The organism is Neobacillus drentensis (assembly GCF_036962765.1).
GTDB classification, from domain to species: Bacteria; Bacillota; Bacilli; order Bacillales; family Cytobacillaceae; genus Neobacillus; species Neobacillus drentensis_C.
Window position 1 is genome coordinate 1 of the sequence record NZ_JBALOS010000291.1, and the last position, 11,311, is coordinate 11,311.

Consider the following 11,311-nt stretch of genomic DNA (forward strand, 5'->3'; position numbering starts at 1 on the left):
GAAATAAGACAATCCTGGGAGACTCAAACATTCAGATATGTCACAATGGATGAATTATATACGAATTTAGAGATTGGCGGCTCCATTGTTTATAAACTCACAGATGTCGCTCAGGAAATGATTTTTATGAGCAGGGAAATGGCTGAAGAATTCTCAATCACGATTGAACAACTCTATAGTATGCAGCTAATTAAAAACGGTAATTTTAGAAAAGCTACTCGAAACCTCGATCACCTCATTTCACGCGTAAACCGCTTAATGGCAAATGAATTCACATTTCAAAAGGAAATGATCAACAATCCCAAAATCTTATTGATGGAAGAGGAATGGCAAAGGGCCGACAATCGTGTTGAAATTGAAAAACAATTTGAAGAAGAAAAAAATCACTTTCGTACCATTACTAGTATGATAGACAAGACGAAACGCAGGAATGAAGAAGATGATTATATTCAAAAAGAATTGATTCTTCTCCAAGAAAAAATTGGTCATACAAGGCAATTGCATGATCGTTTTGCTAAGCTAGTCATTCAAAATATTTCCTATGAAATGAAATTAAAAGCGGAAACCCCTTCATTGTTTTGGGAAAACAGTCTGGTTTCATTTCGAGAGCATTTTTATGAAAAGTGGTTCATGAAGGAAGGAGTTCATCGTTTTGAGACGATAGAAAGAGTCCTTTCTCCGTTATTTTCACCGAAGAATGAATTTATTTTACCACTTGATTGGATTTGGGGGGAGCAGGAATTCAATGAAATACAACTAACGGATGCCGTAATAGAAGATGTGGCCGAAGAAAGTATTACTCGTCTTCGAGTGACGAACTGGGATTCTGTTATTAAGGCATGGAGTTATGTTTTTCAATTTTTACAAACAAACGGAGAGTTCTCGTTAGCTGATTTAGCAGAGATGCCACTAGAAGTGCAGGATTTATGGTTTGAAGAATCTGAAACGATTGATTTGTGGATGATGTTCGATAAAAAACCGTTGAAGGTTCAAGTGCTGCATCGAAAGGAAGAAACCTTAACAGATGAGAGGGAAATTCTTCTTTATAAATTAATGAAGGAATATCCGCAATTTCAAGTGTTCGAAGGCTTAAAGATTTATACAATGTTTGATTATCGTGCGGAGCCTTTCCTATGGTATCAAATGAAAATTACCCCTTTTAAAATATGTGTTCAGGAGGAGAAATGATGAATTCAGAAAGTATCAAAAAAGCATCAGCTGTCTATTTTTCGTTATTAAAAGATAAAGTAATCGACGAAAATAGTGAACACTTCCAGACTTATTTTGATCCGGAAGTGAGACAGACGGTTCTTTTATTAGCAGACGAATCAGGTACATATATCATTGAATCGCCTAAGCGCATCCACTTAGTTGTCCAGCCAACTGGATCCGTATTTGCTACGAATTTTACCCATTTGAAAGAGAAGCATCGGCAAGTCGAAACGAAAAAACACTTTCATCTTATAAGCGTTGTTATTATGTCTTTTTTAGCAGCCATAGACCGCAACCAGGCGGCAAAAATTCGCATGAAGCGGGAAGGGATTAGCTACTACGCATTAGAACGGCAAGTCAACGACCTCATGATTAAATGGGATAGCATTCTAAAAGTTGAACCCACCTTCGGAGAAGAAGAACGGATTGATATGAAGGAAGTTGTGACCACATGGAAATACATGGAGGTTGATACGGACGATTATGGGTTAAAAAAAGGCAATAGACGAACGAGAATTGGTTTAATTGCCGGGGCTATGCGCTTATTAGAGACGGAGGGGCTGATCGTCATTCTTGATCGGGAAGATATAGCTAAGGTGATTCCGAAGCAAGAGCTTTTTGAGCGAATTGAATACTTGTATCACGATTATGATCGTTATGAACTATTAAAAAAATTAATGACGACAGAGGAGGATATGCGTGCCGAAAATCCATCGAATTAGAATTGTCGGCCTCAAGTATGATGGCATGCAAAAGCAATATAAAGATACCACTTTTAATTTCCATAATGATGAGACATCAACAAATGGCCTCATTGCTATGATGAACGGGGGTGGGAAAGGTGTTTTCCTTCAGACCATTTTCCAAATACTCAAACCTGGAACTTCATGGGGAAAACAGAACAATCGTTATTATCAGCAGTTTTTCTTTAACAATAAAGAGCAATTTATTCCCTATACCTTTCATGTTCTCATTCAGTGGGAATTGGACGGCGCAGACCGCGCGTCTCTAGTAACGGGAGGAATGTTCTCAGCAGAGCAGAGGATCTCAATGAGTGAAGAAAGTGGAAATGAAAGTAAAACATTGGAACAGGAAGCAAAGATCCTCCCTACTATTACATTTTATACAAGAGAATTTGAACGGAAGGAAGAGGCAGCGCTGGAGCATATTCCACTCTATGAAAATGGTGAGGTTGCCGAAACTGAAGGCTTGAAGGACTATTTAAAGTGGAATGGATATGACGTTTATCGAGATACGAAGAAGCACTATCGCATCCTTGATACATATGGAATTAACCGTAAAGACTGGGATATTATGAAGGACATTAACAAGGATGAAGGCGGAGTTGGGAAATATTTCGAGGGGGCTGAGGATGATCATTCCCTGTTCCAAAAACGAATCATTCCTACTGTGAGTCAAGTGTTGCATCGAACCGAACATCAAAAGAACGATCTTGTGGAGATTTTCAAGAGCCAGGCAAGTATCGCTAAAGACCTGCCAGTACTCTTGAAAAGAGAACAAGCCCATAAAGAGTTTTTAGAAGACATTGTCCCATTTGAAGAGCACTTAGCTAAAGGAGTAGAACATAAAGAAATTGTACTTGCAAGTATACAGACAGGAAGACAACTGCTTGGTGCCTTAGAGCATTTGAAGCAATCGGAAGAGGAAACGCAGCTTTCTTTAGAGAAAGACTTGGAGAAATTAATCATCAGGCAGGCAAATTTACGCTTTCAAAAAGATAATCTAGAGTTTGCAAAAGCTCACAGAGAGGTCATGGATTGGGATAAGAAATTAGTGGTAGAAAGGGAGAAACACACTTCCAAACATGCAATCGTTAAAGAGAAACAGGAACGAAAAGCACAACTGGACTTTCAGCTATTATTAAAAGAGTGGAGTGAAAACGAACAAAGTATTCGCTCTCTTTCACAGCAGATCGCGACGTTGGAACAAAATAGTGGCTTAGAGCAAGTGAATCAAAGAATGGATGAAATTAAGCAAGAAGCTAGAAAGCAATGGGAGCAATCCTTTCTATCGATTCAAGAAGGTGTTAAGCAGTATTTGGGGTATCAAAAGTTCTTACATAAAAAAACAGGGGAGCTTTCGCAGCAGGATAAGCAAAAGACAAAAGACATTGCTCAGCTTAGTACGGAAATTGATTTTCTTTATACGCAAATGCATACCTTTGAGTCGAAGGAAGCGGCACTCATCCATGAATTTGGCGATCGCTTAACCTATGACTTAAAGGGCTTGATCGAGAGTCTTTTTAAACAGATTGAAGACAAAAAGACTAGTTTAGTAGAGTTGCAAGCAAAAGAAAAAGAATCTAGTGAAAAGCAAAATCAACTTGCCACTTCACATGGTACGCTCGTCCAATCGATTCAGTTTTCAGAGGAAAAATGTGAAGAATTAAAGGCAGCTAATGAAGTGCAAAAGCAAAAAGAAGCAAAATTATTAGAAAAGCTTCTTGGTTTACTTGATGATGTCACTGCGCCGTTTACTCATTCAATCTTATCAAAATATGGGATGCAAATTGAGGAAATACTAGGCAATAACCGCCTACAAGCTGAACAAATTAAAAAGGAACTTTGGGAAACACAACTTGATCACTCCTTAAACGATGAGCCCTTCTGGATCGCAAATAAAGATGTGAAGGAATTAAAGGAATGGATCGATGAGAAGACTGGAATAGATGTATTTTATGGAACCCAATTTCTCCAATCACTAAGCCCAGCGGAAATAGCGCATTCCCTTATCACGTATCCGCTCCTTCCATACGGGTTGGTCGTAAGCGGGCAGCAATGGCAAAAAATTAACCAGCAGGTTCTTACAGGAAGAATGTTTAAAAGTCCTGTTCCGATTTTCTTACGTGAGGAAATGAACAGTGAATATCACCAGCCATCCTTTGTGATCATTAACGGAACCGAGAAAGAGATATTAAGTGATAAAAATCAATTCACCAGCTGGAAAATAAAGATTGCTAAACAAATAGAGGAAAAGAAAGATACGCTCCTTGAAATTGAAAAGACAGAAACCTCGTTGCGTCGTATTTTAAAAGAAATCGATCGTTTTTTATCGAGCGAGCTTTCTAGTGATATCGAAAAAGCTCTCAATCAGGAACAAAACGCTCTACTTTCTAAGAAGACGCAATTGCAGGAAATTAAAACACAAGAAGAAAAGGAAAAAGAACTACAGCTTGGGTTAAAAGAACAGATGGAAAAAACAAAAGGTAAGATAGATAAGCTTACAAGAAATGTAGAAACATTAGAGGAGTTTGATCTAGAAAAAACTCTTCAACAAGAAAATAAACGGGTGAAACTAGAGAAAGAGAAGCAAAAGGAAGCCTTAGGTCTTCAGCAGCAAGAAATAGGAAAAGAGCACCAAAATACAATTGATCTGCAAAACCAGTGGAATCAAACGTACGTAGAATGGAAGCTTACAACCGAACAAAATATAAAGGAGATCAGGTTCTTTATTGAAGAAGCCTCTTTTCCTGCTGATGAAAAAGCAGACCAATGTGAAGAGGTCCCTCGCTTATCACCACATTTATTACAAGAGATAAACGGAAGAATCGAAGAGCTAAAGCAGCTTCAAAAATCAAAAGAAGAACAGGCTAGAGAATTACTCGTTCTTCAAGCAAAAAAAGAAACCGAAAAAAAGCAGCAAAAAAAATTAGAGAAAAAATTAAATGCTCATGATCAGGATTGGAATAAAGCAACAGAACCAGATGAACCTCTAAGTATATTAGAAAATATGCTGCAGACCGCACAGAAGGAAGCGAAGACTGCGGAAAAAGAAGAACGGGAACAAGGAACGGCTGTAACTGTAGCGGAAACGTCCTTGAAGCACGCTATTGAACTGCGTGATAAGTCAGGAAAGAAAGTCGAAAAACATGCAAAACAGCCTGAACAATGGGAAGACCTAGACTTAGAAGTAAAGGAAGTAGAAATTAAAGACCAAACGAAATTAGCGAAAGAGGAAGTAAAGCAGGCTGAGAAACGCCAAAAAGAAACGGAAACTAAAATTGCGGGTTATGAAGGAGATTTGTTAACCTTATCCGTTATCCTAAAAGAGGAAGCTGCAGTATTTACGAATGATGATCTAGAAAAAATTAAGAGTCAAGGAAAAGCGTGTATCATATCCTGGTGTGAAGAACATCAAGCGATTCAGGAAGATGGTCAGGAGAAGCATGCGAAAATCGATCAATCATTGCGTAATTTAAAGCTCACGATTGAAGGCAAGGATTGGGAGATTCGTTTTAAAAATGAATTATTAACGACACTAGACCATATGGATACAAGGCATTATACGCATATCCAGAACATCGTTAAAAATATGAAACGTTTTTCACAAAGTGGATTGGAACAATTAGAACGCGACAAAGAAAGAGCAGAAAAGGCTCAAAACTTCTGGGCCAGCCGTGCCAGTATGAAAGTGATGAGCATTTCAGAGGCCATTCGTTCAATGATTGCGAAAATGAAGCTGAAAAATGAACGAGGATCCTTTCCGCTCGTCCAGCTCAAAGAAGATATCTTACCTAAAAAGGCTGAAGATATCGAACCACTGCTGAAGCAGCACTTTGTAGCTGCCATTAACAAAATTACCAAACAATTTGATATGATTGATGACAATAATCGATTATTAGACGAAGAAATAAAACAACTCATAAGTGATGAGCAAATTTTATTTGTATCCCTTCGAAATCGATATCCTGAGCTGCTCGTCTATAATATGCGAACAGATAATGCCTTTATGTACGGGAAACCGCAAAGAGAGCATTATTCAACCTGGCAGACAATTAATCAAGGTTCTAAGACGAAATCCGATGGCAGCGGCGGACAGAAGTTATCAGCCCGAATGGTGATGATGATGATGTTATTATCCGTTAAAAGCGAAACCGATCATAGCTGGGTTCCTTTAGTCTGTGATAATCCGTTCGGACAAGCTGCATCGGCACATGTCCTTGACCCGATCTTCGCAGTAGCTGAAAAACTAAAGTTCCAATTCATCGTCGTCACTCCGCCTGAACTTGTGAAAACAGAAATCAGCCAAAGATTTGATGCCTATTATAAATTGGACTTCATTCGTGAAAAAGGAAAAGAAATTGTTTCGGACACGATTGTTCCAGCATATCGGATTTACCATGGAGAGGCTGTCGTTCAATAAGGTAATACAAACATAAATTCGAGATATAAACTTAAAAAAATCTCACTTTCTATATGGAAGGTGAGATTATTTTTGCCTATATTTCAGATACATGTAAAATCCACACATAAAGCCGGAAAGCGGTAACGTTAAAATCATAATTCATCATTTGTAAATTGCTTCGTCAATTTTACCCAGCCAGACATCTAACCATCTCCTATAAGTTTTTCTCACCTTTTATATATGGAAAGAAGGCAAAAAAGGACAGGGTCATAAAAAATTTTATCTCGGACATTCCTTGGTAGAAGTTTATACGTTCTTAGATTTATATTAGTAGTGGATTACTTATTTTTGACTTTCATTGGTTAAAAATGAATGGAGGGGACGCGATTCGAGTTTATCATGTGACGTATACTCAAGTATCAAAATGAAAAATTCCAACGCGACACTCTGAATCCGGCAATTGCCTTTTGCAGCGTGCTGCTTTTTTTTGGCCAAAAATCACAAAAATTCTTTGTTTATTGCAAATACATGCGCTCTGAAACCATTTATGATGTGTTTAAGTTCTCAGTAATATTCATGATAGCGTTATCATTCTAGTGAGGAAAAGGAAGGTTTTTTATGAAGAAAAACATATGGCTGTTTGCTGCTATCATACTCATCGTAACCTTTGCCACCCTCCAGGCGGTAAACAACACTGCAGCCCAAAAAGCTGATAAGGGAGAGGTCAAGAGTTTAGATGCAAAGGCCTTGGAAAAAATCGTAAATCAGGCGGATACTGGCCAAGCAACAAGGTCATCAGGTGTAATGGCACCTCCATTTACACTGAAATCACTAGATGATTCCTATGTTTCAATTGGAGGAAAAAGCGCTAAACCGATTGTCTTGAATTTTTGGGCGAGCTGGTGCGATGCCTGCTCGGTCGAAGATTTGGAGATGAACAAGCTCTATGCGCAGTATAAAGATCAAATCAACTTCTACGGAATTAATGTAACCACCGAAGAAAAGCCCGAAAATATTAATGATTTTATTGTGAAAAACAATCTTCAGTATCCAATTTTGCTTGATGAGCATAAGCACGTTGCTGATCTTTATGAACTACATGCCCTACCTACAATGTTTCTTATCGACAAAGACGGCACCATCATCGATACGTTCCACTTGGTAGATTCGCTTGAGCTAGAAGAAAAGATTGATCGTCTTGCCGAGAAGTAAGCTTTCTAATCTATTAGATGAGTTTATTATTAGATTCTTATTTTTACGAAGCGTGGTGATGTAGCTTGAAAGTCATTTGAGAGAAAGGGGCTGCGTTATAGCAAAAAGAGTCATTGTGTTTTTTTGAATAATATAAAAAGAGTGGTGAAACCGATGAAAATAAAATTAACGATAGTTCAGCTACTAATTTTGACGTTATTTGTTACGAGTGTATACCAGTATCCTGTTAAAGCCGCTGTGAATAAAAAAATCCCCGATTATTTCGCAGATCATTTCGATAAAACAATAATCAATGATAAATGGGATGTGATTGAAGGTCCATGGGGGATCGATTCAAGTAAATTGACTGTAAGTAAAGGTGCAGGGTATAAAGCTATTGTCAACAACACCACGGTTGAAGACTTTACATTGGAGACCGATCTCAGCCTCGCAGACAAGAATGGTGATGCAGGGGTATTGTTTAGGGTCAACAGCGCTGTACCTGGTGCTGACAATGTCAAGGGATACTATGTTGGCATGACGGCAAATGGAACCGGGTCTGTGTTTCTGGGTCGTATGAACAACAGCTGGAACGAGTTGAAACGGTCTGCGGTTACAATAAATCCTAATACTACTTATCATTTGAAAGTTTCTGCTGTAGGCAGCAAAATCCAAGTCTATTTAAATGATGCCTTGGTGCTTGAACAAATCGACAGCACCTTTACTAAAGGCAGTATCGGCGTTAGAATGTACAATTCCTTGCCAACGTATGATAATTTCATGGCCAGGACTGCAGATGGCAGCATATTGTTCGAGGATAAGTTCGACATTGCTCCGGAACAGTCAATCGCATCTTGGAATATTGTTGAGGGCAGTTGGAAATTACAGTCAGGGGTCCTAATGGTCAATAAGGGTGAAAGCAATAACATAGTTGCTGAGGATATACAGTTGGAGGATATGACTTTGGAAGTCAATGTCAAACTTCCTACAGATACTGGAACTGGAGACGCAGGTCTTCTGTTCGGAGTGAAGAACGTTTCTCCGGAAGAGGACAATGTACGCGGCTATTATGCCGGCATTAGCGGCGACGGTACAGTGACACTTAATCAAATAAAAAATAATAAGCAACAGGTTCTTGAATCATTGAAAGTGTTTGATAGTATCGATCCGAATAAGTTTTACCATCTGAAAGTCATAACTAGCCAAAAAAATATTAAGGTGTATGTAAACGATACACACACTCCAGTCATTCAATATACGGATTACAAAAGAAGTTCCTTCGGTAAAGGTCGAGTTGGTTTGCTAATTCACCAATCGCAACCGTCTTTTGATGACTTTATTGCAAGTGCATATGTGGTTCCGGATAAATCATTCAAAGAACCGGTTGCAAACAAAAATCCGCTCAAAGAGACGCCGTTTACGCCGTTACCTCTCGGTTCGGTGGAGGCTAAAGGCTGGCTTCTCAAGCAACTGGAGCTACAGAGGGACGGAGCTACAGGTTATGCAGAGGATCTGTACAGCGAGCTGGGAACCAATGCAGCATGGCTTGAAGGGACTGCAGCGGATTCTGATTGGGAACGCCCTGTTTATTATTTAAAAGGCTTGATCGCTCTTGCTTATACGTTGAAAGATGAGGAACTCATCGCTACTTCACAAAAATGGATCAACGCCATTTTGGCGAGTCAACGAAAGGATGGTTCGTTCGGGCCGGTTAGTAATGACGATTGGTGGCCTCGAATGGTAGCTCTTTATGCGATGAAAGATTATTACGAAGCTTCGGGTGATTCACGCGTACTTCCTTTTATGACGAAGTATTTTCAATATCAAGCCGATAATTTACCCTCCCAGCCATTAAAGGATTGGGGGAAAATAAGGGTTGGAGATAATATCGATACGGTCCTATGGCTGTACAATCGTACGGAGGACCCGTTCTTGCTGAATCTAGCAGATACGCTAGCAGGGCAGGGTTATCCAATAGCAGACATATTTAACAATAATAAGTTTCAGGATTTTGGAGATGATTTCCAACCAACCCATTCGGTTAATGTGAATGAAGCCATTAAAATGCCGGCCATTTACTACCAGCGTTCACAATCCAATAGCGATCGTTATGCATTCCAGGAGGGAGTTAATAATTTAACCAATCATACCCAAATCACTGGCATGCCATCAGGTACAGAAATGCTTGCAGGAATTTCTTCCACGCAGGGGGTCGAACTTTGCGCTATTACAGAGCGGATGCAAAGTAATGAGCAAGCTGCGATGATTCTTGGCGATCCGCACATTGGAGATGATTTAGAAAAAATTGCCTTCAATTCACTTCCTGGGGCTATGGATAAAGAAATCAAGAACCACCAATATTATTCCTTACCTAATCAAGTGGAGAGCAACTATGCAGATCATGGCTTTAAACAAAATTATTCCAATGGAATGATGCCTTCGCCTACTTCCGGTTTTCCGTGCTGCCGCTTCAATATGCATATGGGCTGGCCATACTTTGTGAAGAATATGTGGGCAGCATCTGCAGACGGAGGACTCGGTGTCATTGCTTACGGTCCTAGCCAGGTATCAGCTAGACTGAAAAAGGCAGACGTTACGATTAAGGAAACGACAAATTATCCCTTTGAAGATCAAATCAATTTTGCCATAACCACGTCAAAAAAAGTGCAATTCCCACTAAAGCTGCGTATTCCAGCATGGTCGGTCAATCCTACAATAATGGTGAATGGAGAGACTGTGCAAGCTGTGAAAGCAGGCGAGTATGTAAGTATTAACAGAATTTGGGAGAGCGGTGACAACGTTGTTCTTCAAGTACCGATGAAACTGAAAACGACAACATGGATCAATAATTCTATTGGAATTGAACGCGGTCCGCTTGTGTATTCCTTGCAGATGAATGAAAATTGGCAGGTTAAAGCCAAGCCAATTGCAGGATTGCCAGGATTCAATGCGTCTGCTCTCGGTTTCAATGAGTATAGTGTGAAGGCGGATAATCCTTGGAATTACGGCTTGCTCATTGACCGTGCTCATCCGGAGAAATCCATCGATATAATTACCGGACCAATGCCGGAGAATCCGTTCGTTCAAGATACGACTCCTGTTAAGCTGATAGCCAAAGCGAAAAAAATTCCAACGTGGGGAAAAAGAACCAATAATGTTGAAGCTGCCGAGCCGCCTGTAGGTCCTATTCTCTCGACGGAGCCGACTGAAAATATTACTCTGGTTCCTTACGGAGCACAGAACTTACGTATTACTTATTTCCCAGAAGTGACAGAGAAATTGGCGGATACTGGCGCAGCTAAATATGAAGCGGAACAAGCAGAAATATTCCGTGCCGCTGTGAGAACTAACGAATCCAATGCATCCGGAGGAAGCTATGTTGGCGGAATCGATTTTGCCGACAGTTATGTGAAGTTCAATCAAGTCTTTGTTCCTAAAGCGGGAACTTATAACGTTGATATTTGGTTTGCTAACGGATTAAGCCCTTCAATCGGCAAAATGATCGTCAATGGAGAAGTACACTCCTTGAAATATCAAACAACTCAGGGGTGGGGACGCTTCATGGCCACCAAAATAGAGATCTCTTTGAAGAAAGGCGCCAATAAAATCATGTTCATGAAGGATAAAGGATTTTATGAACTGGATAATATTGTGGTCAGGCCGCTACAAACAGAAGGGCCATAACAGACAAATCAGTCAGACAAAGAATATGTATCAAAGAACCCAGCTAATTATTACTGGGTTCTTTGCAACTCTATAAAAT

At 39.7% G+C, this 11,311-nt stretch carries 5 protein-coding genes; all 5 read left to right on the forward strand.

Annotated features, from left to right (window positions below; translation table 11 throughout):
• On the forward strand, positions 1-1,188 hold a 1,188-nt coding region (locus tag V7137_RS27230), incomplete at its 5' end, for a hypothetical protein (protein ID WP_335700963.1).
• The gene (locus V7137_RS27235; protein WP_335700964.1) at positions 1,188-1,934 is read left to right on the forward strand and encodes a DUF6063 family protein; all 747 of its coding nucleotides are present in this window, start codon (positions 1,188-1,190) and stop codon (positions 1,932-1,934) included. The genes V7137_RS27230 and V7137_RS27235, both read left to right, overlap by 1 nt.
• Positions 1,912-6,375 (forward strand): hypothetical protein, encoded by a 4,464-nt coding sequence (locus V7137_RS27240; RefSeq protein WP_335700965.1) that lies wholly within the window; start codon positions 1,912-1,914, stop codon positions 6,373-6,375. Before V7137_RS27235 ends, V7137_RS27240 begins: the two co-directional genes overlap by 23 nt.
• Positions 6,376-6,975: 600 nt before the next feature.
• Complete coding sequence (locus V7137_RS27245; RefSeq protein ID WP_335700966.1) at positions 6,976-7,569, forward strand: TlpA family protein disulfide reductase; 594 nt, start codon at positions 6,976-6,978, stop codon at positions 7,567-7,569.
• Positions 7,570-7,722: 153 nt separating this feature from the next.
• Complete coding sequence (locus V7137_RS27250; RefSeq protein ID WP_335700967.1) at positions 7,723-11,232, forward strand: family 16 glycoside hydrolase; 3,510 nt, start codon at positions 7,723-7,725, stop codon at positions 11,230-11,232.
• Positions 11,233-11,311 lie beyond the last annotated feature (79 nt).